Source organism: Nodosilinea sp. AN01ver1, from assembly GCF_050565655.1.
Classification (GTDB): Bacteria; Cyanobacteriota; Cyanobacteriia; order Phormidesmidales; family Phormidesmidaceae; genus Nodosilinea.
This window is the reverse complement of record NZ_JBNXVS010000012.1, coordinates 103,856-129,271: the sequence shown is the minus strand read 5'-3', so window position 1 is coordinate 129,271 and position 25,416 is coordinate 103,856. Positions and strand designations below refer to the sequence as shown.

Annotated in this window: 25 protein-coding genes and 1 tRNA gene; 14 read left to right on the top strand and 12 right to left on the bottom strand. The window is 54.6% G+C overall.

Annotation, left to right across the window (positions count from 1 at the left end; translation table 11 throughout):
* Positions 1-180 precede the first annotated feature (180 nt).
* Both ACQ4N7_RS12280 and ACQ4N7_RS12275 read right to left on the bottom strand, forming a co-directional pair.
* Positions 181-732, bottom strand: a complete 552-nt coding sequence (locus tag ACQ4N7_RS12280; RefSeq protein WP_430711794.1) for a hypothetical protein — start codon at positions 730-732, stop codon at positions 181-183.
* Between the two features lie 279 nt (positions 733-1,011).
* Positions 1,012-1,593: a DNA-3-methyladenine glycosylase I gene (locus ACQ4N7_RS12275; RefSeq protein WP_430711793.1), complete on the bottom strand. Its 582-nt coding sequence runs from the start codon at positions 1,591-1,593 to the stop codon at positions 1,012-1,014.
* A gap of 180 nt (positions 1,594-1,773) precedes the next feature.
* Between ACQ4N7_RS12275 and ACQ4N7_RS12270 the strand changes: the two genes are divergently transcribed.
* The 4 genes from ACQ4N7_RS12270 to dtd are packed head-to-tail and all read left to right on the top strand — an operon-like array spanning position 1,774 to position 4,353.
* Positions 1,774-2,934 carry a CobW family GTP-binding protein gene (locus ACQ4N7_RS12270; protein WP_430711792.1) on the top strand — a complete coding sequence of 387 codons (1,161 nt, stop codon included), beginning with the start codon at positions 1,774-1,776 and terminating at the stop codon, positions 2,932-2,934.
* A 7-nt stretch (positions 2,935-2,941) separates the two neighbouring features.
* Positions 2,942-3,361 (top strand): ubiquinol-cytochrome c reductase iron-sulfur subunit, encoded by a 420-nt coding sequence (locus tag ACQ4N7_RS12265; RefSeq protein WP_430711791.1) that lies wholly within the window; start codon positions 2,942-2,944, stop codon positions 3,359-3,361.
* A 42-nt stretch (positions 3,362-3,403) separates the two neighbouring features.
* Positions 3,404-3,913, top strand: coding sequence for an HIT family protein (locus tag ACQ4N7_RS12260; protein ID WP_430711790.1), 510 nt, complete (start codon positions 3,404-3,406; stop codon positions 3,911-3,913).
* The gene (gene dtd / locus ACQ4N7_RS12255) at positions 3,901-4,353 is read left to right on the top strand and encodes a D-aminoacyl-tRNA deacylase (protein ID WP_430711789.1); all 453 of its coding nucleotides are present in this window, start codon (positions 3,901-3,903) and stop codon (positions 4,351-4,353) included. Before ACQ4N7_RS12260 ends, dtd begins: the two co-directional genes overlap by 13 nt.
* A gap of 122 nt (positions 4,354-4,475) precedes the next feature.
* Here the strand turns inward: dtd and ACQ4N7_RS12250 are convergent, their stop codons facing one another.
* From ACQ4N7_RS12250 to ACQ4N7_RS12240, 3 genes are all read right to left on the bottom strand, one after another.
* Complete coding sequence (locus tag ACQ4N7_RS12250; protein ID WP_430711788.1) at positions 4,476-4,940, bottom strand: hypothetical protein; 465 nt, start codon at positions 4,938-4,940, stop codon at positions 4,476-4,478.
* Positions 4,941-5,010: 70 nt separating this feature from the next.
* The gene (locus ACQ4N7_RS12245) at positions 5,011-6,054 is read right to left on the bottom strand and encodes an ABC transporter permease (protein WP_430711787.1); all 1,044 of its coding nucleotides are present in this window, start codon (positions 6,052-6,054) and stop codon (positions 5,011-5,013) included.
* Positions 6,055-6,073: 19 nt separating this feature from the next.
* On the bottom strand, positions 6,074-6,922 hold the full coding sequence (locus ACQ4N7_RS12240; protein ID WP_430711786.1) for an Npun_R2479 family HD domain-containing metalloprotein: 849 nt from the start codon (positions 6,920-6,922) through the stop codon (positions 6,074-6,076).
* 353 nt (positions 6,923-7,275) lie between these two features.
* Here ACQ4N7_RS12240 and ACQ4N7_RS12235 point away from each other — a divergent pair, with 353 nt between their 5' ends.
* The 7 genes from ACQ4N7_RS12235 (at position 7,276) to ACQ4N7_RS12205 (ending at position 15,493) form a co-directional block, all read left to right on the top strand.
* Positions 7,276-8,616 carry an efflux RND transporter periplasmic adaptor subunit gene (locus ACQ4N7_RS12235; RefSeq protein ID WP_430711785.1) on the top strand — a complete coding sequence of 447 codons (1,341 nt, stop codon included), beginning with the start codon at positions 7,276-7,278 and terminating at the stop codon, positions 8,614-8,616.
* Positions 8,617-8,859: 243 nt separating this feature from the next.
* Positions 8,860-9,612, top strand: a complete 753-nt coding sequence (locus tag ACQ4N7_RS12230; RefSeq protein ID WP_430711796.1) for an IS1 family transposase — start codon at positions 8,860-8,862, stop codon at positions 9,610-9,612.
* A 101-nt stretch (positions 9,613-9,713) separates the two neighbouring features.
* Entirely contained in the window at positions 9,714-12,833 is a 3,120-nt protein-coding gene (locus ACQ4N7_RS12225; RefSeq protein ID WP_430711784.1) for an efflux RND transporter permease subunit, read from the top strand.
* A 47-nt stretch (positions 12,834-12,880) separates the two neighbouring features.
* A tRNA-Gly gene (locus ACQ4N7_RS12220) sits at positions 12,881-12,952 on the top strand.
* Positions 12,953-13,152: 200 nt separating this feature from the next.
* The gene (locus ACQ4N7_RS12215; protein ID WP_035989049.1) at positions 13,153-14,337 is read left to right on the top strand and encodes a site-specific integrase; all 1,185 of its coding nucleotides are present in this window, start codon (positions 13,153-13,155) and stop codon (positions 14,335-14,337) included.
* 89 nt (positions 14,338-14,426) lie between these two features.
* Positions 14,427-14,927 (top strand): helix-turn-helix domain-containing protein, encoded by a 501-nt coding sequence (locus ACQ4N7_RS12210; RefSeq protein ID WP_430711783.1) that lies wholly within the window; start codon positions 14,427-14,429, stop codon positions 14,925-14,927.
* Positions 14,924-15,493 (top strand): IS630 family transposase, encoded by a 570-nt coding sequence (locus tag ACQ4N7_RS12205; protein ID WP_430711795.1) that lies wholly within the window; start codon positions 14,924-14,926, stop codon positions 15,491-15,493. The genes ACQ4N7_RS12210 and ACQ4N7_RS12205 overlap by 4 nt, the downstream gene beginning before the upstream one ends.
* Positions 15,494-15,548: 55 nt before the next feature.
* On the opposite strand, the gene ACQ4N7_RS12200 is transcribed toward ACQ4N7_RS12205, so the two are convergent.
* Complete coding sequence (locus ACQ4N7_RS12200) at positions 15,549-16,190, bottom strand: XRE family transcriptional regulator (protein WP_035985579.1); 642 nt, start codon at positions 16,188-16,190, stop codon at positions 15,549-15,551.
* A 96-nt stretch (positions 16,191-16,286) separates the two neighbouring features.
* Here ACQ4N7_RS12200 and ACQ4N7_RS12195 point away from each other — a divergent pair, with 96 nt between their 5' ends.
* The 3 genes from ACQ4N7_RS12195 (at position 16,287) to ACQ4N7_RS12185 (ending at position 19,487) form a co-directional block, all read left to right on the top strand.
* Positions 16,287-16,616, top strand: coding sequence for a helix-turn-helix domain-containing protein (locus ACQ4N7_RS12195; RefSeq protein ID WP_072016017.1), 330 nt, complete (start codon positions 16,287-16,289; stop codon positions 16,614-16,616).
* Positions 16,555-16,776, top strand: a complete 222-nt coding sequence (locus ACQ4N7_RS12190; protein ID WP_225885248.1) for a hypothetical protein — start codon at positions 16,555-16,557, stop codon at positions 16,774-16,776. Before ACQ4N7_RS12195 ends, ACQ4N7_RS12190 begins: the two co-directional genes overlap by 62 nt.
* Before the next feature lie 314 nt (positions 16,777-17,090).
* Entirely contained in the window at positions 17,091-19,487 is a 2,397-nt protein-coding gene (locus ACQ4N7_RS12185; RefSeq protein ID WP_225885247.1) for a DUF3987 domain-containing protein, read from the top strand.
* Between the two features lie 162 nt (positions 19,488-19,649).
* Here the strand turns inward: ACQ4N7_RS12185 and ACQ4N7_RS12180 are convergent, their stop codons facing one another.
* From ACQ4N7_RS12180 to ACQ4N7_RS12155, 6 genes are all read right to left on the bottom strand, one after another.
* Complete coding sequence (locus tag ACQ4N7_RS12180; RefSeq protein ID WP_035985576.1) at positions 19,650-19,958, bottom strand: type II toxin-antitoxin system RelE/ParE family toxin; 309 nt, start codon at positions 19,956-19,958, stop codon at positions 19,650-19,652.
* On the bottom strand, positions 19,958-20,224 hold the full coding sequence (locus ACQ4N7_RS12175) for a ribbon-helix-helix domain-containing protein (protein WP_035985575.1): 267 nt from the start codon (positions 20,222-20,224) through the stop codon (positions 19,958-19,960). Before ACQ4N7_RS12175 ends, ACQ4N7_RS12180 begins: the two co-directional genes overlap by 1 nt.
* A gap of 269 nt (positions 20,225-20,493) precedes the next feature.
* Positions 20,494-21,621, bottom strand: coding sequence for a DNA cytosine methyltransferase (locus tag ACQ4N7_RS12170; RefSeq protein WP_197064788.1), 1,128 nt, complete (start codon positions 21,619-21,621; stop codon positions 20,494-20,496).
* Positions 21,578-23,704 carry an ATP-binding protein gene (locus ACQ4N7_RS12165; protein ID WP_052049957.1) on the bottom strand — a complete coding sequence of 709 codons (2,127 nt, stop codon included), beginning with the start codon at positions 23,702-23,704 and terminating at the stop codon, positions 21,578-21,580. Before ACQ4N7_RS12165 ends, ACQ4N7_RS12170 begins: the two co-directional genes overlap by 44 nt.
* 352 nt (positions 23,705-24,056) lie before the next feature.
* Positions 24,057-24,500, bottom strand: a complete 444-nt coding sequence (locus ACQ4N7_RS12160; RefSeq protein WP_035985573.1) for a hypothetical protein — start codon at positions 24,498-24,500, stop codon at positions 24,057-24,059.
* Complete coding sequence (locus ACQ4N7_RS12155) at positions 24,493-25,269, bottom strand: ParA family protein (RefSeq protein WP_035985572.1); 777 nt, start codon at positions 25,267-25,269, stop codon at positions 24,493-24,495. The genes ACQ4N7_RS12160 and ACQ4N7_RS12155 overlap by 8 nt, the downstream gene beginning before the upstream one ends.
* Positions 25,270-25,416: the final 147 nt, after the last annotated feature.

The window sequence follows — 25,416 nt, the reverse complement described above, 5'->3', positions numbered from 1 at the left end:
CTGCTGTCACCGCCAGGGTAAAGAGCGCCAGGCACAGGGCCATATGATGCCGCTTCCCAGACGCCTGACGCACGTCGGGCAGATCAGCGAAGGCTTCCAGAATCTCGATCCGCTCAGGCAACGACTCAGGGTGGGTTTGGGGAACCGTAGCAGGGGATGGAGGAGAAAGATGCATAGAGCCTAAGGAAAAGATGAATCAGCCTGAAACTCTAGCATCTTCAGCCTTCCTTGAGAATGAAATGGCCCTGGGATTTCATCTAGCCCTAATAAAACGACTGCTGATGCTATTGCTCGGATAGCCCAATCCAATCTACTCGCTTTTGTATCCCGAATATCATTTAATACCAGTAGCGTCTCTTTTTCTAAATATTTAACTAAAGCTACCAGATAGTTTTCTTCGTCGGCGAGATTCCATTCATCTTCTAGCAACTGTTCAGGCAAAACTATCTTCCCACCGGTTGCAGGCCATAAGCCCCATAAAGCTAATGCAATGGCAGAAATAATTAAAATATAAGCACTTAATTTCATTAGATAACAAGATAGGCAGAAATAAATTGAACTTGAATGTGTGGCTCCTGCCACAGAATAGCCAGGAAGATCTTTCCCAAAATTTACCAAAACTCCACTGATAGTTAAAATCACCGCAAGTTTTGTGTTTATCTTATCAATACTGTCACTCACAACCTTTATAGAGCCTAACGTATAATCATAAGTAAGCTTAATGTTGCTCATCACTAAAGGTTTTACACAATGACAGACAAACCGCAGAATCAACCCCAAGGTCAGGCTCCATCACAGTCACCACCTTCTCCCTCACCTCAAAGTAGAGTGCCGAAGGTTGATCCTTCCAAGACTATAAATTACAGGCAAGATGGCGCAGATCACAATTGAATAGAAACATTCTGTTGCTTGGTGTGCAAGTCCTTGTTAAGCATAACTTGCACACCAAGCAACAGATTGCACTATCAGTTATGAAGCAAAGTCTAGTGCTGTCCGGTGAAGTGCAGACCGTTATGCCAATTCTTGATGGCGGAAGCAGTCGATGGTGTGGTCATTGACCAAGCCTGCGGCCTGCATGTAGGCGTAGCAAATGGTGGTGCCGACAAACTTAAAGCCGCGCTGCTTCAAGTCTTTGCTCATGGTGTCGGAGGCTGCGGTGCGAGTGGGGGCGTCAGCCAGGGTTGACCAGCTATTCTGAACGGTTTCGCCATCGACAAATTGCCAGATGTAGCGATCGAAGCTGCCGAAGGTTTCCTGCACCCGGAGAAAGGTCTGGGCGTTGCGGGTGGCGGCGGCAATTTTGAGCCGGTTACGGACAATGCCTGCGTTCTGCAAGAGTTCCTGGTGCTTGGCCTCATCGTAGCGGGCGATCGCCTCGGGGTCAAAGCCATCGAAGGCGGCGCGAAAGTTTTCGCGCTTGCGCAGAATGGTGATCCAGCTCAGCCCGGCCTGAAAGCCGTCGAGCAGGATGAACTCGAAGTGCTTGCGGTCATCGTGCAGCGGTACGCCCCATTCAGTATCGTGGTAGGCAATCTCGATCGGCTCGGCGTGAACCCAGCCGCAGCGGGGCAGATCGTCGGGGTTTAGGGACATGGCCGCTTCCAAAGGCGAAATCAATGCAATTGTACTGGTTTGTGCAGCGGGGTGATCAACGTCTTGGTGCGGGCGATCGCTGGTGTCCCTGGGTTGCTTCCTTAAACAATCCCTACCCTGGCCGCCACGACTGCAATTCATCGCTAGTATGGAAAATGTCCTTGCGTTCAAAGAGCACCTATGTCTACCGCTGCTCCCCCCGTCCAGTCTCAGGCGATGGATGACACTAAACACGGTCTGCCCGTCACGATCATCACCGGCTTTTTGGGCAGCGGCAAAACCACCCTGCTAAACCACATTCTGGCCAACCAGGAAGGGCTGAAGACCGCCGTGCTGGTGAATGAGTTTGGCGAAATCGGCATCGACAACGACCTGCTGATCGCTACCGAAAACAGCGACGACACCATGGTCGAACTCAGCAACGGCTGCATCTGCTGCACCATCAACAACGATTTGATGGAGGCGGTGTACAAGGTGCTGGAGCGCCAGGACAAGATCGACTACCTGGTGGTCGAAACCACCGGACTGGCTGATCCGCTACCCATTGCCCTCACCTTTTTGGGCACCGAGCTGCGCGACCTGACCCGGCTCGACTCGATTGTGACGGTGGTGGATGCCGAAAACTACAGCCTGGATCTCTTCAATAGCCAGGCGGCTCACAACCAAATCGCCTACGGCGACATTATTTTGCTCAACAAGGCTGACCTGGTCGACGATGCCGACCTGGATTTGCTGGAGGTCAAAATTCGCGATGTTAAAGAAGGAGCGCGGATTTTACGCACCACCAAATCCGAGGTTCCCCTGCCGCTGATCCTCAGTGTGGGGTTGTTTGAGTCGGATAAATACTTTGGCAACGACAGCGCTGAAGCTGTCCACGATCACGATCATCATGACCACGATCATCACGGCCATGATCACGGGGCTCACGATCACAGCAACTGCGATCACGACCACGGCCACTGTGAGCACGACCATGACCACCATGATCATGGCCACGGGCAATACGCCTCGGACCATCTGGCCATTGACGGCTTTACCTCGCTGTCGTTTGCCAGCGATCGCCCCTTTGCCATTCGCAAGTTCCAGCATTTCTTGGACAATCAGCTGCCGGAGTCGGTGTTTCGGGCCAAGGGCATTCTCTGGTTTGACGAAAGCCCCAAGCGCCACATCTTTCACCTCAGCGGCAAACGCTTTTCGCTCGACGATGACGAGTGGACGGGCGCACCCAAAAACCAGCTGGTGCTGATTGGCCAAAACCTCGACCACGATACCCTGCGATCGCAGCTCAACGCCTGCCTGGGCATTCCTTCAACGAAGCGGGGCCAGGGATTTGGCAAGTAGCGGCGGCATGAAGCGGCGAGACTTTACCAATTTGCTGGGCCTGGGGCTGCTGACGACCTCGCTGCCGATCGCGATCGCCGCCTGTCAGTCTGATTCTGCGTCTGACGCTGAGGGCAGCGGTGAGTTTACGACCCTGGGCAGTATGGCTGACCTGGTGGCCCAGGGCAGCGTAACCGGCGCGATTGGGGGTAAAGACCTGGTCGTTGTGCGCGACCCCAGCCTGCCAGACGCGGTGCTGGCGGTGAGCCCGATCTGTACCCATGCTGGCTGCACCGTAGATTGGGACCGCGGCCAAGAGCTGTTTATCTGCCCCTGCCACGGTGGCCGCTTCAACCCAGACGGCACGGTGAGCGGCGGGCCGCCGCCTAAGCCGCTGACCACCTTCGAAGCCAAAATCGAGGGTGATCAGATTATGGTCAAGGTCTGAACGACCCGGCGCACTGTCATCGTATCGGTATCTTTTTGCCCTATGACCGACAACGGCACCCCACAGCAACACCCCGACTGCCTCGCCTGCCAAATCTTGGCTGGAACTCAGACAGTGCCCGGCGGCACGATCGCCGAAAACCCCTGGTGGGTGGCAGACCACTGCGTTGGCCCCTACGGGTTGGGGTCAGTGGTGATCAAAACCCGCACCCACCGCGAAAACCTGTGGGAGCTAACGGCGGCGGAGTCGGCCTCGATGGGGCCTTTTTTGCAGCAGATGTCGGAGGCGATCGCCCTGGCAATGGGGGCCGAGCGCGTCTACGTTGGCCTCTGGGTTGACCAACCGCCCTACCACGTCCACTTTGTGCTGCAGCCCCGCTACCCTGACGGGCACCACCCCGAGGAGCTGGGGCTAAAAGGGCTAGAGCTACAGGTGTTTCGCACCCTGGGCAAGCCCCCCTCCCAGGCCGATATGGAGGCTGCCGCCGAGCAGATTCGAGCGGTGTGGCAGCAAAAGTTTGCCGCCCAGGCCTCGACATCATGCGAGTCGTAGTGCAGCGAGTGACCGCCTCCAGCGTCACCGTTGATGGGCAGGTGGTGGGGCAAATTGGCCGGGGGCTCAACCTGCTGGTGGGCATTGCCCCCACCGATACCAGCGCCGAACTGGCCTGGATGGCCCGCAAGTGCCTCGACCTGCGGCTGTTTCCGTCGCCGGGCAGCGAGCGCTGGGACGGCTCGGTTCAAGACATTGGCGGCGAACTGCTGGTGGTCAGCCAGTTTACCCTCTACGGCGACTGCCGCAAGGGGCGACGGCCTTCCTTTGATGGGGCTGCGCCACCCGCCCAGGCCGAAGCGCTGTACGAAGACTTTGTGGCGCTGCTGCGGGCCAGCGGTCTGCGGGTTGAAACGGGCAAATTTGGGGCGATGATGCAGGTCGAAATCCACAACGACGGGCCGGTGACCTTGATGCTAGAACGCGATCGCGCCGATTGACGCAAAACCTGATTTGGTAGACCCCGATTCACAATCAGGAACCCCGTAGGGGCGTAGCATGCTATGCCCCCACAAACCGGGGGGATTTATTTAGGATTTGGTATGAGGCTATCCCGCGATCGCTAGACTGGGCTCGCGGCCTCCGGTTCAATCAACGGCGTCGGCTGCCACCGCAGCACCTCCCCCGATCGCGCCAGCACCGGCTCTAGCAGCAGCCACTGGTCTTTGCTGTCGCCTCGCCGCAGGTAAAGGTCGAAGTCTCTGGTCTGGCGGCGCTGGGCGACGGTGAGCTGCCCTCCCTTGAGGTGGTAGGTGCCCGACACCTCCACCGCTGGCTGGTTGGCCAGCGTAGTCCAGTGGTGGTCACTGATGCGAATACGGCCTACCTGGGCCAGATCGGCGGGGTCAACAGCGGAGCCAAACTGCCGGTAGAGCACGGCCTGGGTTTGGGCAAGCTTTTGAGCGATCGCCAGTTCGACTACGGCCTTTGGTGGTCGAGGGTTGACCAGGCCACAGCTCCACAGCGACAGGCACAGCACGGCGATCGCGACAATTCGCCCCAGTTTTTTGAAGGTTAAGGTTGCCATTTGGCGGTTCCTGCTCAAGCCCCTACCTTCAGGCTACTGCTTTCGGGGACGCGAAGAAAGCCAGATCCAGCTACTGCTTCAGCGTGCGCGGATCGAGGGCATCGCGCAGGCCATCGCCCAGCAGGTTAAAGGCCAGCGACGTCAGCACGATCAGAATGGCCGGGGGCCACACTAGCCAGGGCTGAAGCACCAGAATAGACGCATTGGTGGCCAGGGTGAGCATGTTGCCCCAGGAGGCATCGGGCTGCTGAATACCCAGGCCAATAAAGCTCAGCACCGCCTCAGCCAGAATAAAGCCGGGAATCGCCAGGGTGGCGGCAATAATGCCGTAGGTCGCGGTCTGCGGCAGAATGTGGCGGGTGATGATGTACAGCGCTCGCCCGCCCATGACCCGGCTGGCCTGCACAAACTCCTGCTCTTTAATTGACAGCACCTGACCGCGAATCACCCTGGCCAGTCCGGCCCAGCCCACCAGCGAGGTAATCAGCACAATCAGCATAAACCGCTGGGTACTGGAGATACCCGCCGGCAGCACCGCCGCCAGGGCCACCAGCAGGTAAATGCTGGGGATCGTCATCAGCACTTCGACCAGCCGCATCAGCACGGCATCGACCGCGCCGCCAAAGTACCCGGCCAGCCCCCCCACCAGCATGCCCAGCGGAAACGAGATGGCGATGCCGATCAGCCCCACGCTAAGGCTGACCCGGCTGCCGTGGATGAGGCGGCTGAACTGGTCGCGGGCCTGCTCGTCGGTGCCCAGCAGGTTGATGCGGGCGGGGCCAGCGGTGTCGAACAGGGTGAGCCGCCCGTCGTCGCCGCGATGAAAAATGCGGAGGGGGGAAGGCTGGCTGCGATCGACGATGATGTTGCGCTCGCCAGTGTCTATATCGACTGGCCCCTGGGTGGTGGGGTAGACGTGGGGAAAGAACCGCCCGGTTTCGGCATCGCGCCAGTACACCTGGGTCGGCGGCAGCAGCGACCCGTTGAGCTGAGATTCGTAGGGGCTGTAGGGGGCAAAAAAGTCGGCCCCCAGAGCCACGGTGTAGAGGCCGATCAGCACGATCGCACCGATTTGAGCCAGGCGATTGGTTCTAAGCTTGCGCCACCAGGTCATAGGCTGATTGTAAAAGGGGTCAGGTGTGGATTACGGTTTGCTCGTTCTCCACCATAAACACATTTGAATAGAGGTTAGCAATTATTTGCTTACCTTCCTGGGTCAGCGACAGATAACGCAAGGCATCTTGAATGTAGGGGTGCACCACATTCCAGTAGAACTTGGGGTAGTTGGCCCGCAGGTCGCCGGGGTGCTGGTAGCCCAGATACTCGTTCTGGCGAGTTTCCTCAAATTCGTAGTACAGAGCCCCAATTTTCTTCAGGTAGCGGGGGTCGCTGAGCTGCCCGATCAGGTCGGCGGCCCGCACCAGTCCCGGAAAGTTGTGGGTGTCCTGGTGGTCTTCTTCGTTGGGCACCGGAAAGCGAGTCAGCTCGATGTTGTACTTGATCACACTGGCGTCAATCACCGGGTTGTTGCCAAAGCGTTCTTCGATGAACCGCTTGCCCCGGTCCACGTGGTACGGCGTCAGCGCCGCGTCGGAGGCACCGGGCTTGAGCGGCACCATCTCGTCGCCCTTGCCGGTGGAGTAGAGGAGGTTGCGGTCCTGGTCGCTGCGGCAGACGCCTTTGACATAGCCGATGTCGTGGCAGACCAGGGAAATAATGAAGTGCATCCAGTCTTTGCAGGTGACGCCGCCCTCGCGAATGTGCTTACCCCGCAAAATTTCTTGGCCGACCAGCGCCACCAAAACGGTATGCTCAACGTTGTGATAGAGCGCGTCGCTGTTGGCGATATTTTCGAGCGCCATGCTGCCCGCCCAGGCGATGATGTCTTCGTAGTCGGGGTTTTGGCCGCCGTAGGTGCGGTGGTACCCAGTCCGCAGCTTCTCTACAAAGTCACTGATGAGGATTTCAGTAGCGTTAAACATTCCCAAGACCTGCCTTTTTGAGAGTCGAGCCAATGGCGTGAGGGAGCAGTGACGACTGGGCAAACAAAGCTCACGCGGTGGATAAACCAAATCCAAGTCCAGAAGTGAATTGTTGCCGGTGGGGAAACTACAGATCCCGAGCTGGATTTGGTACATCTTGCTATTAGACCAAACCTTCCCGATTCAGGGGTGTGATCCGAGTCAGTAGAAATATTGAGATTGGTCGCCTAAATCTGAGAGAAAGGGCGATTTCCTCGACAAATCAGGCGATCCCAAGCGCGGAAGGGTTTAAGTCATAATGGGAAAATAAACATTTCGTAACCTACCCAGGCGTTCTTCCTGAGGGTGTACTCGTGCCTCAACTCCCCTATTTTGACCCTTTGGCCACCCCTTTGGAGACGCCCCTAGAGACAGCTAGCTCATTTGCCGAGAAAGATATGACTCACTATAGCGAGACCGCTTCGGGCCGCACACCACCGCAACGGTCGGGCCGATGGTCGGGGATACTGCTGGGCTTGGGGGCGGGGGTACTGCTGACTCTGGCCGGGACTCGCCTGCTGGGCGGGCGAGAGGCCACGCCCCCAGAAACGGATGAGACAGCCGCAGTGGCCACCCAAACGGTAACGGTGGAGCCTGCCGCCCCGGCGGCCGTCGCCGATACGCTAGCGGTTAACGGTACGGTTGAAGCGATTGATCTGCTCTCGATCGCGCCCCAGGCCAGCGGTTTGCAGATTCGCCAAATTTTGGTGCGCGAAGGGAATGCTGTCAGCGCCGGGCAGGCGATCGCCACCCTAGACGACGCCACCCTGCAGGCCGATCTGCGCCAGGCCCAGGCCCAGCTCACCGTGTCGCAGGCCCAGGTCAGCCAGCAGCAGGCCTCGCTGGCCCAGGCCCAGGCGAGCCTGACAGAGGCCCAGTCTAACCTCGATCGCATTCAATCCCTGGCCGATCGCGGGGCAGTCAGTCAGCAGGAGCTGACCCGCCAGCGCACCGAGACCGTCAACGCTCGTGAATCAGTGGCGCTGGCGCGGGCCGAGGTGGAGAGCGCCCAGGCGGGGGTGCGATCGCAGCAGGCCGCGATCGAGCGCCTGCAAACCCAGCTCAGCCAGACCACCGTGCGGGCTCCGGTCGCGGGCGTGATTGCCGAGCGCCTGGCCACCGTCGGCGATGTCTCATCCCCCAGCACGCCGATTGTGACGCTGATTCAAAACAACCAGCTAGAGCTGGCCGCTGAGGTGCCCCAGGCCCAGCTCGACCAGGTGGCGATCGGAGCCCCGGTGGCAATTACCTCCACTACCGACAGCCGCATTAGCCTTCAGGGCACGGTGCGATCGATCGACCCGGTGGTCGATGCCGACACTCGCGTAGCGACGGTGAATATCGCGCTGCCCAGCAGCGAACTGCTCAAGCCCGGCATGTTCTTGCGCGGTGCAATTACCACCAGCTCGCGCCAGGGCTTAACCATTCCCGCAACGGCGCTACAGCCCCAGCCCGACGGCACTACCCAGGTGTTTGTGCTAAGTGAAGGCAACCAGGTCACGGCCCGCGCGGTAGAAGTCGGCAACCGACTTGCCGCTGCCAACGACGAGGCCGCCCAGGTGGAGATTCTTCAGGGGCTGCAATCTGGGGAACAGGTTGTCACCTCCGGCGTCGGGTTTTTACAAGACGGCGATATCGTCACCGTAGTGGAATGATCCCGTAGGGTGCATTCGGCGGCCCCTCACCTCTGCTCCATCTCTTTCAACCCCTGCCCGCCAATGCACCGCCCACCCATGCCGTGACCCATACCTTATGCTCCCCATCCTCGCAGCGGTGCATTACGGCCAGCCCCAGAATCATTACCTAGAGGGTAGTGGATTAATGTAAAGGATAGAGAGAAATAAGGTAACGCCGTTGCACTTCTAGATTCTGGGGGAGTAGGCTCCATGACAATCGAGATGACCTGTCCAACCTGTGGGTCTCACGACATCTCCAAGAACGGCACTACCCGGCGTGGTAAACAAAACTACAAGTGCCGAGACTGCAACCGCCAGTTCGTCGAAGATCCCCAGTGGAAGCCGAAAGACAAGGATACTCGGGCCTTCGTTAATCTACTGCTGTTGGAGAAAATTCCATTAGCCGGTATCGCCAGGGTCACCGATGTCTCGGATAGCTGGCTCCAGACCTATGTCAACGCATGTTATGACGCCGTGTCCAAAGCGGCAGCGGTCGTCCCCAAGGCCAAAGGCAAGCTCAAGGTGCAGATGGATGAGCTCTGGTCTTTTGTCGACAATAAAGGCAACAAGCAGTGGGTCTGGGTGGCGATCGATGCTGATACCCGAGAGATCATCGGCTGTCATATCGGAGATCGCTCTCGGGAATCAGCGATTGCCCTATGGCAGTCCATCCCGGCGGTATATCGACAGTGTGCCAAGGTCTACACCGATTACTGGGAGGCCTACGTCACCGTGATTCCGAGCAAACGGCATGTTGCCGTCGGCAAAGACAGTGGCTTGACGAGCTACATCGAACGCCTGAACAACACCTTGAGGCAGCGGATTTCCCGGCTAGTGAGAAAGACGCTGTCCTTTTCCAAAAAGCTAGAGAATCACATTGGTGCGATTTGGACGTTCATCCACGACTACAATCGCCAAGTTAGAGAGAAGCTGGCAGAACGGGAATCGCCTACGTTTTCCTCTGTCCTTTACTAAAATGCACTACCACCTAGAGTATTGATTTGCTTGGGGCCTAATGCACCCTACCGACGCACCCACGCACCCACCCGCCTACCCATCCACCCAACTGCCCCTCCATGAACCTCTCCGGCTGGTCTATTCGTCGCCCGATTCCCGTTATCGTGCTCTTCCTGGTGCTGACCCTGGGGGGGTTGATTGCCTTTGGGCAGCTGGGCATTGATGAAAACCCCAACATCGACCTGCCGGCGGTCAGCGTTACCGTGACCCAAACCGGGGCCGGGCCTGAGGAACTGGAAAGCCAGGTCACCAAAAAAATTGAAGACGCCGTAGCCGGACTGGGCAATATTGACGAGCTGCGCTCTACCGTGCGGGAGGGCTCATCGACGACATCGATTACCTTTTTGTTGGGTACCGACGTAGACCGGGCCACCAACGACGTGCGCGATGCCGTCACCCGCATTCGCCAAGACCTGCCCGGCAGCATTCAGGAGCCGGTGATTCAGCGGCTCGACTTTAGCGGCGGCGTGATTATGACCTATGCCGTCAACTCTGAGCAGCGATCGGTGGAAGAGCTTAGCGACCTGGTCGATCGCACCATCAGCCAGGAAATTCTGACGGTGGAAGGGGTGGCGCGGGTTGACCGGGTAGGCGGCGTTGACCCCGAGGTGCGGGTTGACCTCGACCCGGCCCAGCTCGATGCCTTGGGCATTACCGCGACCCAGGTGAATGATCAAATTCGGGCCCTGAACGTGAACTTGCCGAGCGGTCGGGCGACGCTGGGCGGTCAGGAGCAGAGCTTTCGCACCCTGGGCAGCGCCGCTACGGTAGAGGCGCTGCAGGCCTACCGCATTACCCTGCCCGGCGGCAGCACGGTACCGCTGAGCACCCTGGGCACGGTCGAAAGCGGCTTTCAGGAGGCCCGACGCTCGGCCCAGCTTAACAACGAGCCGGTGGTGGCGTTCTCGGTCTATCGCAGCACGGGCAGCGTTTTGGTTTCGGTGGAAGACGGGGTGCGGGAAGCGGTGGCGCGCCTGCAGGAAACCCTGCCCGACGATATTGATATCGAGCTAATTTTTACCCGCGCCGACGAAATTCGCGACTCGTATCAGGCCTCCATTGACTCGCTGATTTTGGGCTGCATACTGGCGGTCGTCGTCGTCGGTGTGTTTTTGCGCGACTGGCGGGCAACGCTGATTACCGCTACGGCCCTGCCGCTGTCGATTATTCCGACCTTTTTGGTGCTGCAGTGGTTTGACTACACCCTCAACAGCATGACCCTGCTGGCGCTGACCCTGGCGGTGGGCAACCTGGTCGACGACGCGATCGTCGAAATTGAAAACGTTGAGCGCCACATGCGGATGGGCAAACGCCCGTTTCAGGCGGCGCTAGACTCGACCGCTGAAGTGGGGCTGGCGGTGCTGACCACCACGGCAACGATTGTGGCGGTGTTTTTGCCGGTGGCCTTTATGGGGGGCATTCCGGGCCAGTTTTTTCAACCCTTTGGCGTGACGGTAGCCACGGCGACGGTGTTTTCGACCGTGGTAGCCCGCCTGGTAACGCCAATGATGGCGGCCTACCTGCTGAAGCCGATTGGAGCGACTGCTGACGAGCCGTTGAATGGCCATGACCAGCGGCCTCGGCGTGGCCCCTATCGCTCTCTGCTGGGCTGGGCGATGCGGCACCGAGGCCTGACGATGGCCCTGGCGCTGATTTTCTTTGTCGGCAGCCTGCGGCTGGTGCCCTACATTCCGACCAACCTGTTCGATAGCAGCGACTCGGGCCTATCGACTATTTCGGTGGAGCTGCCGCCGGGGGGCACCCTGGCCGATACCCAACGGGCGACGACTCAGGTGACCGAGGGCCTCTTGTCGAACCCTGCTGTAGACGCTGTTTTGGCGACAGAAGGGGGTGACAGCGGCGTGAACACGGCGACGCTTTATGCTCGTCTGCTGCCGAAGGGGGAACGCGATCTTTCCCAATCCGAGTTTGAGCAACAGGCTCGCGACATTTTTCAGCAGGTGCCGGGGGCACGAGTTAGCGTGCAGAGCCAGGGTGCCTCTGGCGAGGGTAAAGACTTGACCGTGGTGCTCAAGAGTGAAGACCCGGTGGCACTGCGCGAGGCTTCGGATGCGCTAACGCGTGAAATGCGGGAAGTTGCAGGGTTTGTCGATGTCAACTCCAGCGCTAGCCTGGTGCGGCCTGAGGTGCAGATTATTCCCGATATTGCCCGCGCCGCCGACCTGGGAGTGACGGTACAGGCGATCGCGGCCACCGCCTCCCTCGCCACCCTGGGCGATACCGACGCTAACCTGGCTGACTTTAACCTGGGCGACCGCCAGATTCCCATTCGCGTGCAGATCGACCCCGCCTTTCGCGACGACCCAGAGATTCTGCAAACCCTGCGCGTCCCTAGCCAGGGCGATGGTTTGGTGCCCCTCGCCGCTGTGGCCGACCTGCAATTTGGCAGCGGCCCAGCCCAAATCGATCGCTTCGATCGCGCTCGCCAGGTCACGATTGGGGCCAACCTCCAGGGCATGACCCTGGGGCAGGGCCTGGAGATTGTTGACGAGTTGCCCACCATGCAAAACCTTCCGGCTGGCGTGACCCAGCAGCCCTCAGGTGATGCCGAAATTATGCGCGACATTTTCAGCCGCTTTGCCCTCGCCCTGGCGACGGCGGTGCTGATGATTTTTGCGGTGCTGGTGCTGCTCTACAACAGCTTTATTTACCCGGTGGCGGTCATGGCGGCGCTGCCCCTCTCGGTAGGGGGGGCGCTGATAGGGCTGCTGATTACCCAAAAGCCCCTGGGCCTGTTTGCCCTGATTGGCATTGTGCTGCTGATGGGCCTGGTGACTAAAAATGCCATTTTGCTGGTGGATTATGCCCTGATGGCTCAGCAGCAGGGCAAATCGTCGAAGGCAGCGGTGATAGAAGCGGGGACAACCCGACTGCGGCCCATTCTAATGACCTCGATTTCGACGATGGCGGGGATGGTGCCAATCGCCCTGGAGCTAGGGGCCGGGGGCGAAACCCGCAGCCCTATGGCGATCGCGGTGCTGGGCGGCTTTACCACCTCTACCCTGCTGACGCTGGTGGTGGTGCCGGTGCTGTTTACCTACATTGCTGGGTTAAGTGGCGCGATCGCAAAGCGAATGGGGCGGGGCGGGGGCGATGGTGGCCCCAAGTCGCCCCAAAATTCAGAAACTTCGCCAAAGGAATATACCTTGAGCAAATGACCGTATAATAGGAGTCCGTCGGTAAGGTAATTGCTCGACGGCAACCTGCGGGTGTAGTTCAGTGGTAGAACGTCAGCTTCCCAAGCTGAATGTCGTCGGTTCGAGTCCGATCACCCGCTTTAATCTGAAGAGCCCTGAAAACGGTTGTTTTGAGGGCTCTTCAAGTTCTTGATGGAACTCGCCAACCCTCAAAATCGTCGAAAATTGGGGTAGGCGTTAGGTCATTTTGCACCACTTTAAGCCCATTATTGGGGTAAGTTTGGGGTAGAGTTGAGATGGCCAAAAGTAGTACACATGCATTGATTTTGCGGAGATGCCCATGACTAGCTCCCCTAAGAAACGCAAAGCATCCAAGGGAACCGTTCAGGTCAAGTCGTCAAATAACCGCTTGCAACTGGTTTTCTCCTATGGTGGGCAGCGTCACTACCTAAGCCTTGAGCTGCCTGACACGGTCGTTAATCGAAGGATTGCCGAGGCCAAGGCCAAGCTTATAGAAGCTGATATGGCTTTCGATAGGCTAGATCCGTCCTTGGATAAGTACAGGCCTCAATCTCGGAAGGATCAAGCTCCCTTGGCGCAAACAGATGCTCCTCTCGCGAACATCTGGGAGCAATTTGTGGAGTACAAGCGGCCCCAATGTTCGCCGAACACCATGCGCTCTACCTATGATGGGCCGTTTTCGAGCTATGTTGATCGATTACCGACCTATGATTTATCTCGTGCCACAGAAATTAGAGATTATGTGCTGGTCAATATTCCGCTAGATGCCGGTAAGCGTTTTATTACCCGTTTGTCTGCCTGCTGCGATTGGGCCATCGAAGCGGATATGATTGATCGTAATCCGTTTCTTGGTATGGCTGGCAAGATCAAAAAGCCTAAGTCAGTAGCGACAGATGGACTGAATGATATCAATCCGTTTTCGCTACAGGAGCGAGATGCCATTATTCAAGCTATCGAGACGGATCAGTTTTGCCCAGCTCGTTCAGCCTATAAGCACAGTCGTTATACACCGCTGGTTAAATTCCTATTCGCGACAGGTTGTCGTCCGTCAGAGGCAGCAGCGCTCTATTGGGAAAACATTTCTCGTGATTACAAGCAGATCGACTTTTCTCAGGCTGTTATCTTGACCGAAACGGGAAGACGTATCCGTAAAGGCCTTAAAACACAGGAAAAGCGCAGCTTCCCATGCAATGAATCCTTGAGAGCGCTGCTGAAATCAATTAAACCTGAAGAGGCGAAATCAGAAACATTAGTGTTTCCCTCTCCTCAAAATAAATTTATAGACCTTAATAACTTCAGGAACCGTACCTGGAGCACTGTTCTCAAAGGACTGGGAATTGAGTATCGAAAACTTTACCAAACCCGCCATACATTCATTACCCATGCCCTTGAAACGGGCAAACTGGATGCAAAGGATGTTGCTAGGCTAGTCGGCAATTCTCCTGAAGTTATTTATAAATACTATGCAGGCAAAAAGCGCAAACTCGAAGTGCCAGAATTTTGATTAACTGCGTGGGGGAATAGTTGCAGGCTAATACCAATCCAGTATGATATTGAGCATAATAAAGGGTAGTGATAGGTGCTGTAGCGGCGATGGCGCGCCCCTTTGTCATTGAGATTTCAGAACCCGAGGCCTTTCTGGAGAAAAGCCTAAAGCAGGCGAAAACGGGTTTTCGCAAAGAACGGTTGCAAATGCTGTGGTGGATCAAGAGCGGACAAATCCGCTACCGCCAGGAAATCAGTGAGCGGTTAGGCCGCAGTCCTGCGACGATTACCCGTTGGCTGGCGCTGTATCGCCAGGGAGGGTTAGCGGCGCTGTTAGAGGAACGGAAAGCGCCCGGTGCCATACCTCAGATTCGAGGGGAGACGCTGGAGAAGTTGACACAACGGTTAGCGTCAGAGGAAGGGTTTCGCAGCTATGGGGCGATTGTGGACTGGTTGGAGCAAGAGTGCGGCTTAGCCATGGAATACGAAACCGTGCGGCAGTTCGTGCGCAATAAACTTCAGGCCAAGCTCAAAGTGCCTCGCCCTCGGAGCCTCAAGCAGGCACCTGAGGCGATAGCGACCTTTAAAAAAACCTCAGCCTCGCCCTGATAGAACTTCAAGCGATTCTCAACCTGCCATCGATACGCTATCTGGCCCAGGATGAGAGCCGGATAGGCCGCAAGACCGAGACGGCGCGGGTGATTACCGCCAAAGGGGTCAAACCGATTGCCAAAGTAGACTGGCCGCGAGAGGCATTCTGGCTCTACGGAGTCGTAGAACCGTTGAGCGGATGGCACTGGAGTCAGACCTATACCCACCTCAACCAGGTAAATTTTCAACAGTTTCTCGATGACCTCTCTGAGTCCCTCGGCGACACGGTGGCGGTGATGCAACTCGACCGAGCCCCAGCCCATCGGGCCAAGGCGATCCAGTGGCCGGAAAACCTCATTCCCCTGTTTCAACCGCCCCATTCGCCTGAACTCAATCCGATTGAACGCTTTTGGCAGCATCTCAAAGCTACGTGGAAGGGGGAAAACTTCCCGTCCCTTGACGCCTTAAAGCAGCGGGTTGATCAGGCGCTAGCCCAGTTGAGTCCAGAGCACGTGCAATCTCTCACCTCCTTTGATTTCATTCTCGATGCCCTACTTCAAACCGCATTTCAAAGGGCAGCCTGAATTATGTGCATTTTCATCTTTTATTGGTATAAGGTTTGGGTTAATAACCTTGCTTTCATAGTTTGCGCCCGAACCAAACCACTTTCCCCATCAGACTTAGACCACTGGGTGACCCAGATATTTGAATTGAGAAGGCTTCGTAGGCTGGATGGTCACTGAGCACTTTCAGCGTGTTATCGGCTATGTACTGCAAGCGTTTGATCAACAGTCGATCATTGAGCTTGATCAGGTAGATACCGTGACTCACGGTTTCTAAGTCACGATCGTTGGTGTCCACCAATGCTAAATCCCCCTGGTGAAGGGTCGGTTCCATGCTTTCATCGACCACTTGGGTGAGCAGCAAATTTTCAGAGGCACTGGGGAACTCTGCTCGGAGCCAGCCCGTCTCAAAGGCCAGCGGATCCTTGTAAACATAATCTTCGGCTGACGCTTTAGACGAATCCTTAGCCCCCGCTACAGGCTGGCCGGTCGCCAGCCACTCGACGCTGACCTGTGCTGTGCGGGCTATAGCGAGCAGCGCTGGTCGGGTGGGTTCGCTCTGGCCATTGAGATATTGGCGGAGCACGGTGTCAGAAAAGCCGCAGGCTCGGGCAAAGCCTCGAATGCTCTTGTCGCCAACCGCCTGCTTCAAGCGGACTGGAAACTGGTCAACTTCCTTGGCATCCGCCTGCGCCTCATCAGGTAATGGATTAGTCATAGAGTTACATTAATCGCAGATGCAAATTATAACACTTGACATGCAATTTATTTATTGCTAACTTCATCGATATATTGATGGAGCTAAGACAATTCTATGCATGTAGAAGACATTAAAGCAGCTCTACGCAAGCAGGGTTGGACTTTAACCAGCATCGCAAAAGAACTGAATATTGGCACCTCGGCAGTCTCCCATGCCTTGACTCGACAGCGATCTCGGCGTATCGAGCAGGTCGTGGCGGGCAAACTTGGCCTGCCTCCCCATGAGATTTGGCCTCAACGGTATAAGCGAGGAAGGATGAACCATGGTTCAATTTGTCAGCAAGCAGGAAGCTACCCAGTCGCTGAAGCTCAGCGGTACCACCTTGAGACGCTATCGAGTGCAGGGGCTGTTGATCGAGGGTGTTCACTGGGTTCGAGTGAATAGTCGCTGCATTCGCTACAACTTAGAGCTGATCAAGGACTGGCTCCACAACCGCCATGACCCAGTAGCTCACCAACGGGCCATTGAGATCTACCAGGCCAGTTTGTTGAGCAACCAGCGCAAGATTCATAAACGATCTGGACATCGATTAAAAGATCGTTGAACCAAGTCGAGGGCTTCAAGCTCAATCAAGTCTGTGATTAAGAATCTGGCTTAAAATCTCAGCTCTAAAACCTATGAAAAAACACCCCAGCCATTGATTGGCGAGGGTGCTGAATCTTTTCGTTTGTTTTCTAAGCCAGGCCAATCAACATCCTGATGTGGTTTTTGCCGAACCAGCCAGGGCATTAATCTGCTGCTAGAAGTGGTGTCTTCTCACTATAGCAAAGACATTGAAAATGTCCACACTGAGCACCGCTAAGGGTTAAAAAAGCCGGTTGATTGTGGTGGCCTGGCTCCTAAAACCAGGAGCTAACCATGGCACAGTACACTTACTCAGGGCGATCGCTCCCCTGTCCGATTTGTGGACGCATCAAAGACCAAGACTGCCGCTGGAATGAGGAGGTGGTGTTCTGTCACACCCACGTAGACCAGGATGGGGCGGTAGACGGCTTCGTTTATCGGGGCGCAACAGCCGATGGCATGTGGGGGCAATACTTTGCAGCCACCGCCGCACCCGAGAAGCCAGTTCGCCCCCAGCAGCGGCAGGATTACTTTTATCCCAGCCGAACTGGGCAGCCCCTGGTGAAGGTGACTCGGGTAGATCGGGGCAACGGTGCAAAGTTTTTTGTCCAGTACCACTGGAATGGGCAGCAGTGGGTCAAGGGGCTGACCCCTGAGATTAGAGCCCAGGTGCCGATCTACCGCTACCGGGATGTCCAGAATGCGATCGCCATCGGTCAACCCATCTGGATGGTGGAGGGGGAAGGCTGCGCTGATGCTCTGTGGGCGATCGGCATTCCCGCTACCACGACCCTGGGGGGCTCGAAGAAGTATCGCAGCTATGGTGATTACCGTCAGGATTTGCAATCGGCCCAACTCGTGCTGTGTCCAGATCGCGACCAGGTCGGCATTGCCCATATGGAGGAAGTCGCCCAGGACTTCCCCTCGGCGCAGTGGTGCTACCCCTACCCGGATAGCCTGCGCTGGCATAACCTGCCGAAGCATGGCGGGCTGGATGTGGCGGATTGGATTCATGACGGGGCCACAGCGGAGCAGATTCGAGCGGCGGTGCAAGACCGGCGGCAGCTGGAGGCCAGCCCTACTCAAGGCCCCGAGCGACTGTCGGTGCAGGCCTTACAAGACCAGATTCGCACCTACCTGGGCATCAGCCCCACCGAACTAGCCCTGGCGGCGCAGGTGGTTCAATGGCACCAGGAGACGGGGCTATCGGCTAGGGATATCGGTAACCTGGTTACCCTGGTGCAGGCGGAGCTGGAGCAAACCGAGGAACGGGATGATCGCCGGGCCGAGATTCACCAGCTGCTCAAAATTGGCGATTACCAGCTGTGTCTGGGGGAGTATCTTCACGCCGACCTGGCAGAACCCTTAGAGCAAATTGCTGCCTGGATTGGAGCGACGCCAGCGGCGATGCTGGTGACGCTGCTGCCGGTGGCGGCGTCATTGCTGCGGGTGGGTACGGAGCTGGAGATTGATACGGGGATGGGGTTCTCGGTGCCGCCAATTGTGTTTACAGGACTGGTAGCCCCCTCAGGTAGCAAGAAGAGCCCGATTCAGCGACAGATTTTGGGGCCGCTCTCGTTACTCCAGGCGGAGGCGGATCAGGAGTATGAGTATGCCGCCTCAGAGTATGAAGTTGATCTACGGGATTGGGAGCAGACCCGAGCGGAGGATAGGGGCATTCGACCCAGAAAACCGATGCCACGGGAGTATCACACCTCGGATGCGACACGGGAGGCGATCGCCCGCATCCAGGCCCAACAGCCGGAGCGGGGCATTTTGGTGACGCCGGATGAGCTGGCGGGTCTGTTCAAGGGGCAGAACCAGTACCGCAATGGCCGGGGTAACGATAAGGAGTCGCTGCTGACGGCCTTTGATGGCTCGGGGCTAAAGGTGGATCGGGCCAGCGGTTTGCGCATCAGTTTGCCGCGCACCAGCCTGAGCCTGACGGGGACGATTCAGCCCGATATTCTGCGGGAGATGATGGGGGATTGCTCGGATGCCAGTGGCCAGTGGGCGCGGTTTTTGTGGTGTCTGCTGCCGCTGAAGCCTGCGCCGTTTCCTCGGCGGACGGTGCGCCATGACATATCGGAGCGGCTCTATGGCCTTTATCAGCAGCTGGAGGGGTTGACGGCTCAGTGCTATCGGCTCAGCCCTGAGGCCAAGGCATTGTTTGCGGATTGGTATGACCAGTTGGATCAGTTGCGGGTGACGGAGACCCACCCAGGGTTGCAGGCGGTGTATTCCAAGATGCAGGGCTACACGGGGCGGCTGGCGCTGATTCTGCACTGCCTCAATGCGGCGGTGGAGGGGCATTTGCCGACCCAGGCGGTGGATACGGGCCAGATGCAGGCGGCAATTAAGCTGGGGCGCTGGTTCATTGGCCAGGTGAAGCTACTCTACGCGGACGGGAATACGGTGGATGGAGCGCTGGAGCCGGTCTATACGAAGCTGATTCAGCTATCGCGGGTGCGGGGCTGGCTGCGGGCGAAGGATGTGCGGAATTATGAGCGCAGTTTACGGAAGGCGGGGGTGGAGGTGATTCGGGCTCATTTTTTAGAGCTGGAGGCGATGGGGTATGGGGAAACCCAGGGGATGGGGAATCGGCTGCGGTGGCGGGCAACGGTAGACGCGGTAGACAGATTTGAGGAAACGGTAGACACCCTGTCTACCGCTGAGAGTGCTGATGGGTAAGGGTTATAGCGAAACGGTAGACAAGTAGACAGGGTTTGCCAATGGGGAATTGCGAGGAAAGTGTCTACTGTCTACCGAAATGGCTGAATAGCCTGTGGATAAAGGTTTTTGCCCGGTAGACAGAGTGTCTACCGGGCGTCTACCGTGTCTACCAAAAATCGATTACTCTTCGTCGTCTGTGAACAAGCTCGTCAGGTCGCGGTAACCACTGACGACCCGCAAGATGTCTACTTTAGATTCGGTTGCGGTGTAGAGAATGAGGTAGCTCTCCATTGAGAGGCTGCGCAGTTCAGGGAGGATTTCGTCGCGTGGCCGCCCCAGATTAGGGAATTGGGTGATTCTGGCGAATTTGGCATCGAGCTTTGAAAGGAAACGCTCGGCCTGCTGGAGCCCTGTTTGACCGGCGATGTAGTCTGCAATGGCCTCGATGTCTTGAATGGCAGGTTGGGTTAGGTAAAACTGAGGTGCCATTATTCAGCGGAGGCGTGGCGAGACCGCAGGTTTTCTCGAATCTGGGCCATGGCGGTGGGGCCTTTAACGAGTTCGCCGCGCTGGGCTGCTTCCCAGCCGATCTGGGCGTCTTGCTGGAGTTCGGGGAGTCGCCCTTGATAGATATCGTCTTGCTGGTCGAGTAGGTGTATGCCTGCTGTGATGACCTCTAGGGCAGATTGGTATTTGCCAGCAGCGAGCTGGCGTTGGATGAGTTGTTCTAGTTCAGGAGGAAGGACAATTTGCATGAAAGATGAAAGAAAGCAACTACTTTTGACTTCAATTCTAACGATAGGAAATGATCACGTTGAGATCCCCCACGAGTCAAACAACCTGTTCGAGCAGCTAGACTTGCGTTACTTGCCGGTAGATTGGTTCAAGGGTCGTCTAGTCTGGTTGTCTTAATCGCAACACTGTCTAAACAAGTTAAGTAGGTGAGGCTAATTAAACGTAGCCCTGAATTGCTAGAAGCCTTGCTGTGTCATGATCGGTATGCTGATTACTTAGGTCTACCTACTTATGACAGGTTCTCATCTATCTGAGATAACGCTTTAAAGCACTGATGAGCAAGAACTTCAGCGAAATCACATGGCAGCGCATTTCCGATTATTTCACAGACATGGTCGATGAATGGTGTATCAAAAATATAGTCTTTCGGAAATGTCTGTATCAATGCGGCTTCTCGAACAGAAATTGCTCTATCTCTCTCTGGATGGCCAAATCGACCTTTGCTAACAGTTGTACAGCCGCCGGTTATTGTTGATGAGACTTGCTCCCAAGACAAACGACCGTACACATTATTAAATCCATCCTTTCTATTTTTATGACATGGAGGTCGTAATTCCATTGGAAGTTTTAATCTACTTTCGCCAGGTTGAGCTGCCTTAAGTATTGCCAAAGTTTCTGGAGATATGGAACGAACAACATGCCAGTTGTACTGTTGTGGGCTGCTATTATCCTTGATGTCAGATAAAACCACTGGCTCTGGCATTGAACCAATTGTTTCGCGCAAAGTTTTCCAGGGCAGAAGATCGCCTTCTCCCGCTTTAGCATGAGTCTTTTCTGGAAACTCTACTGAAAACCCTTTTCCAGCTAAGAGGACAAGTCTTTGACGACTTTGAGGGATTCCATAATCTGCAACTTGAAGGACATCATAATTAATTACATAGCCTAAAGAATCTAGTTTTTGTAGCAGTTCATCAAACAGCACTTTACCTTTCTTTGGCAAACCTGGGACGTTTTCCATCATAACAATCCTAGGCTTGACTTCTTCTACGAGGCGACTCATTTCTAGAACAAGTTGGTTCCGTGGATCAGCATCAACTTTTTTCTTGGAAGTTAAAGCGGAAAAGCCCTGACATGGAGGACATCCAGAAAGAAGATCAACTTTTCCAGTAGGTGAAAATTTCAACAGACTTTTACCTTTAACTGTACGTACATCTTGTTTAAATGCACGTACTTCTGGGTGATTGGCTTTATAGGTTGAGAATGCATGCGGCTCAATCTCAACAGCAGCGACTACCCTAAAACCTGCTTTTTTTAATCCTACTGTTAATCCGCCGCCCCCAGCGAAAATATCTATTGCTGTTGGCTGAGGTAGGCTACGAACCCTGTGCTGCATATCTCTTTTGTCTTTCAGCTTCATTTAAGAAATCCTGATGCATCTTTCTAGTTCTGTTGAGGAAGGATGTCCAGCTAATATATGTTAAAGTCCCATCTTTTCTCAAGCCTTCAAATGCTGTCTTATAAACACCTGTCAACTTCTCATCATCACACACAAGTGTAACGTGAAAGCCCTTAAATACCTTAGTAAAGTCCTTATGACTTTCTTCAGCCAAAAAGCTTGTCATCTGCTCTACATATTTATTCAATCTCTCCATTTCAGGATTTTCAAATTTATGTTTTGGGCGTTTTATTTCTATGATTTGAATAACGTTCTCTTCATTTGAAAGCACAAAGTCTGCCCTTTTGTTAGGATCTGTAAAATCCTTAAGTTGAATATCCTCGCCTGTATTTTCTACATAATACTTCTGGAACTCTTGTTTTAATGTTGTAAAAGATTGATTCTGCGTAATTGGAGACCACTGAGGATCTATAAGCCAAGGAGCTTGCTCAATAAGATCTTGAAAGGCGGCTTCAAGCGTTTGCTTATCATCCTTTAGAGTCTCTACTCTATTAATAACTCTGACCCGGTCATCAGCAATTCGACCAAAAGATGAAAGCTCAGCAATTCGAGCAATTTTTAAGATTTCTGCGACGACAGCGATAGGGGTTCCCTCAGTATCATCCGCAGCTTCACGTAGCTTGCGATCCAAAGTTACATGAGGGCCGAAGGTTAAACTAAGTTGAACAATTTCTTCTGTCCTAGCAGGATCAGAAACTTCATCCTCACGCATTTTTTGGCCAATTAGTTGAGCAAAATCCATTGCTTCTTCACGTATTTTATTTTGCTCTTCTCTGGGAAATGCTTGCTGAATTCTCTCTTCAATGTTTGAATTCTCCTTAAATAATTCCCATGTCTTTTTCTTGACTGGGTTACGAGACATATTGCCAACTTTTTTGAGTAATGCCAGCCCCCACTGCTCAAATTCTTGACCTAACTCATGAGACCAAAGAATATCTCTTCGGTCAGTTTGAATTAGATCTTCTTCTTGTTCATCTAGCCAATCTGCATGAATCTCACCTACCAAATAAGAACGAATACTATACTCACCTGAGAAACTTGCGCCTCTATTAAATACAGTGGTTTGTGCTGCGATTTTCCCACGGCAATATATGCGGATACCTGCCATTAAATCATCTTTGTATGGATCCTTAGAATATGCTGCCCAACCAGTAATGGGATAAAACTCTCCGTTAAGCTCAAATCCTGCCTTAAGATCTGAAAAAATATTTCCATCAAACCTATAAGCATTTCTATCTTCACTAAACGTTATCTTTGTATCTGGCATTGTAATGATATCAAACGCTCCTACCTCTCTACAGTAATCGGCATCGTCTTCAGTTTTAGTTGAATCAAAAAGTATAATTTTCCAGTCTTGTGAAGAAATTCCGAATCTTTGAGACAGTTGTCTTTCGAGTATGTTTATGTCAGGAACTTCTCTTTTATAAAATTTACTCAATTTTATTAATGTTCCAGTTTTTAAGCTTACAGTCCCATCTAGTTCACCAACTTCTGGCTCGTAATTGGAATCGGTCTCTTGCAAGATTTCACTTCGATCAAGAATTAGGTGAGCAGTCAAATATCCTTGAACTTCTTGTCCATTCTCATCCTCACCCTTCACCATTTCTCCGCCAGAGGTTAAGATTTCTATTCTTTCACAAATTCCGAAAGGCGCTAATTTCCCTACCCCCTTTCTTCCCATAACTTTTCGCTTAAATTCTCTGGATTCATCTCCTCTTTTGCTGTCAGTTCGTCTATCTGCTCCAACGCAGAGATAAAAGTTATTTACTTCCTCCGGTGTCATCCCGATTCCGTTATCATAGATCTCAATTGTATAGCCTTTATCTATTAACTGATTGTTAGGTTTTGTCGCAAGAAATTCTCCCATTGGTGCAGTGATTTCAACTTCGGTTGCGTCTGCGTCATAGCTATTGGATACTAGCTCAGCAATCACCGCAGAGACTCTATCGTAAAGTTTCACGCCTAACTTATCTACTGTCAGGCGCGAAATCGTCATAGTATATTTCGCTGGTTCGTTAACACTATCTTGCTGTTGCTGAGCCATAAGGATTAGTCTTTAGAGCTTTTACTGTAATAAAATACCCAATATTCTACAAGCTCTTAGCTTTCCAAAATCCAAGAATTGCAGGCTTTTTGACAACTTTACAGGTTCAAGCCATTTCAATGGCTTGACTGATAATCGTTCTAGTGAGACTGAGTATCTATGCTTTGTTAGGCATGTTGTTGGAACGAACATACCTAACAACGAGATTCAATGCTGCCTAAATTGCCTGTCACCAGCGCATTAGAACGCTCATCACCTCCCCCTGCCCTGGGGTAATTAAAACCCCAAACTCTAAAGTCACCACGATTGGTTGGCCCCAATTCGTTCGCTTAACAAGCTCCGACGCAATCGTCTAACCCCTCAATCGCTTCTGCATTGTCTCCAGCTTCCTCAAATCCGCTGCCCGCTTCCGGCGCTGGTAGCGCTCCTTTGCCACCCCATTCACCGCCTGCATCGCCTTTGGGTGCTCCGCCAGGTAGAGGTACGCCGCCTCAAACCACACCTCTTTGGTGATCTTCTCATCCATACAGAGGTGGCGCAGGGCCTTATCAATCTCTTCCTCCAACCGGGTCGTTGTCCGCACTAGCTGCGGTAACTCCGCCTCATCATCTTGGCTAACAGACATACTGACGTCAACACTCGTAGACTCGCTAGAGTCACTATATCCCGACCCATTGCCCTCAACTGTCACCTGTTGAGGAGACTTCACAGGTAACTCTGCCCCCAACCCATCGGCACGGGGCGGTACACTCGGGCGCTGCCGCTGCATCAACCGTTCCAGCGCATCCTCAGCCATTCCCTTGCCCCTGCTCTAACGCCTCAATCACCCTGCATAACGGATATTCCAACTCCCCGTACCCAATCTCTGACAGCCGCTGTCCCTGCCGAATCGCTTGCTTATAGCGCTCACTCTCCACAATTGACGGCAGCACCGGGATTGAGCCTGCCACCTGCTGCATAGCCGCTATGGCCTCTCGACTATCCGTCGCCTGAGATCGACCAAACCATTTGTCGCGAAACGGCAGCACCCCCAGCACCTGGCCCTTAAACGCCCGTATGCGCCCCAATTCCTCCAGCAGTTCCAGGCTACACAGCAGCGAATTTACTCCCTTGGTCGAGGCCTCCGCTGGAATAAGCACCCATTCCGAGGCCCCCACCACCGATAAGCAAATCTGGGTGCGCTGGGGCGGCGAGTCAATGATGCAAACATCAAACAGATCCCCCACTGCTTCCAGGGCATGGCGCAAAGCCATGGCTCCCATCCCGATGGTGGCCAAGTATTCCTGGGCCTTATGCAGCCCCTCATCAGCTGGGATCAAAAACAGATTGGCCGCTGCCAGCGGATAGATCCCATCGGCTGTTTCCACCTGGCCCTTCAGCACCTCCAGCAGGGTGGGTTCATTTGCCTGAACATCATGGCCTAGATAAAAGGTGAGATTCGCTTGCGGGTCAGCATCCACCATCAGCACCTTCTGGCCCCGGTTCGCCAGGAGCCGTCCCAGCAGCAGCGAGACCGACGTTTTCCCTTGCCCCCCAGAGAGCGACAAACAACTTACCGTCTTCATAGCTGTGTTTCACTCCTCGTATAACGCCCAGCTCCTGATCACCTCTACAAGGCTCGCCTTACCCAAACCCCTGCCGCATTTAAGATGGTGAATTTAGAGACATCAAGACGTATTGACGTCAATAAGCTTGTTTTGTGTCTGTAAATC

Excerpts from the sequence above, each read along its gene's own strand:
- ACQ4N7_RS12170 (WP_197064788.1), bottom strand. The coding sequence starts at position 21,621 with ATGAAGCTGAAAGACAAAAGAGATATGCAGCACAGGGTTCGTAGCCTA.
- ACQ4N7_RS12200 (WP_035985579.1), bottom strand. The coding sequence starts at position 16,190 with ATGACTAATCCATTACCTGATGAGGCGCAGGCGGATGCCAAGGAAGTT.
- ACQ4N7_RS12160 (WP_035985573.1), bottom strand. The coding sequence starts at position 24,500 with ATGGCTGAGGATGCGCTGGAACGGTTGATGCAGCGGCAGCGCCCGAGT.
- ACQ4N7_RS12245 (WP_430711787.1), bottom strand. The coding sequence starts at position 6,054 with ATGACCTGGTGGCGCAAGCTTAGAACCAATCGCCTGGCTCAAATCGGT.
- ACQ4N7_RS12265 (WP_430711791.1), top strand. The coding sequence starts at position 2,942 with ATGAAGCGGCGAGACTTTACCAATTTGCTGGGCCTGGGGCTGCTGACG.
- ACQ4N7_RS12260 (WP_430711790.1), top strand. The coding sequence starts at position 3,404 with ATGACCGACAACGGCACCCCACAGCAACACCCCGACTGCCTCGCCTGC.
- ACQ4N7_RS12210 (WP_430711783.1), top strand. The coding sequence starts at position 14,427 with ATGGCGCGCCCCTTTGTCATTGAGATTTCAGAACCCGAGGCCTTTCTG.
- ACQ4N7_RS12155 (WP_035985572.1), bottom strand. The coding sequence starts at position 25,269 with ATGAAGACGGTAAGTTGTTTGTCGCTCTCTGGGGGGCAAGGGAAAACG.
- ACQ4N7_RS12280 (WP_430711794.1), bottom strand. The coding sequence starts at position 732 with ATGAGCAACATTAAGCTTACTTATGATTATACGTTAGGCTCTATAAAG.
- ACQ4N7_RS12195 (WP_072016017.1), top strand. The coding sequence starts at position 16,287 with ATGCATGTAGAAGACATTAAAGCAGCTCTACGCAAGCAGGGTTGGACT.
- ACQ4N7_RS12275 (WP_430711793.1), bottom strand. The coding sequence starts at position 1,593 with ATGTCCCTAAACCCCGACGATCTGCCCCGCTGCGGCTGGGTTCACGCC.
- ACQ4N7_RS12215 (WP_035989049.1), top strand. The coding sequence starts at position 13,153 with ATGACTAGCTCCCCTAAGAAACGCAAAGCATCCAAGGGAACCGTTCAG.
- dtd (WP_430711789.1), top strand. The coding sequence starts at position 3,901 with ATGCGAGTCGTAGTGCAGCGAGTGACCGCCTCCAGCGTCACCGTTGAT.
- ACQ4N7_RS12250 (WP_430711788.1), bottom strand. The coding sequence starts at position 4,940 with ATGGCAACCTTAACCTTCAAAAAACTGGGGCGAATTGTCGCGATCGCC.
- ACQ4N7_RS12180 (WP_035985576.1), bottom strand. The coding sequence starts at position 19,958 with ATGGCACCTCAGTTTTACCTAACCCAACCTGCCATTCAAGACATCGAG.
- ACQ4N7_RS12230 (WP_430711796.1), top strand. The coding sequence starts at position 8,860 with ATGACCTGTCCAACCTGTGGGTCTCACGACATCTCCAAGAACGGCACT.
- ACQ4N7_RS12175 (WP_035985575.1), bottom strand. The coding sequence starts at position 20,224 with ATGCAAATTGTCCTTCCTCCTGAACTAGAACAACTCATCCAACGCCAG.
- ACQ4N7_RS12270 (WP_430711792.1), top strand. The coding sequence starts at position 1,774 with ATGTCTACCGCTGCTCCCCCCGTCCAGTCTCAGGCGATGGATGACACT.
- ACQ4N7_RS12185 (WP_225885247.1), top strand. The coding sequence starts at position 17,091 with ATGGCACAGTACACTTACTCAGGGCGATCGCTCCCCTGTCCGATTTGT.
- ACQ4N7_RS12165 (WP_052049957.1), bottom strand. The coding sequence starts at position 23,704 with ATGGCTCAGCAACAGCAAGATAGTGTTAACGAACCAGCGAAATATACT.
- ACQ4N7_RS12225 (WP_430711784.1), top strand. The coding sequence starts at position 9,714 with ATGAACCTCTCCGGCTGGTCTATTCGTCGCCCGATTCCCGTTATCGTG.
- ACQ4N7_RS12240 (WP_430711786.1), bottom strand. The coding sequence starts at position 6,922 with ATGTTTAACGCTACTGAAATCCTCATCAGTGACTTTGTAGAGAAGCTG.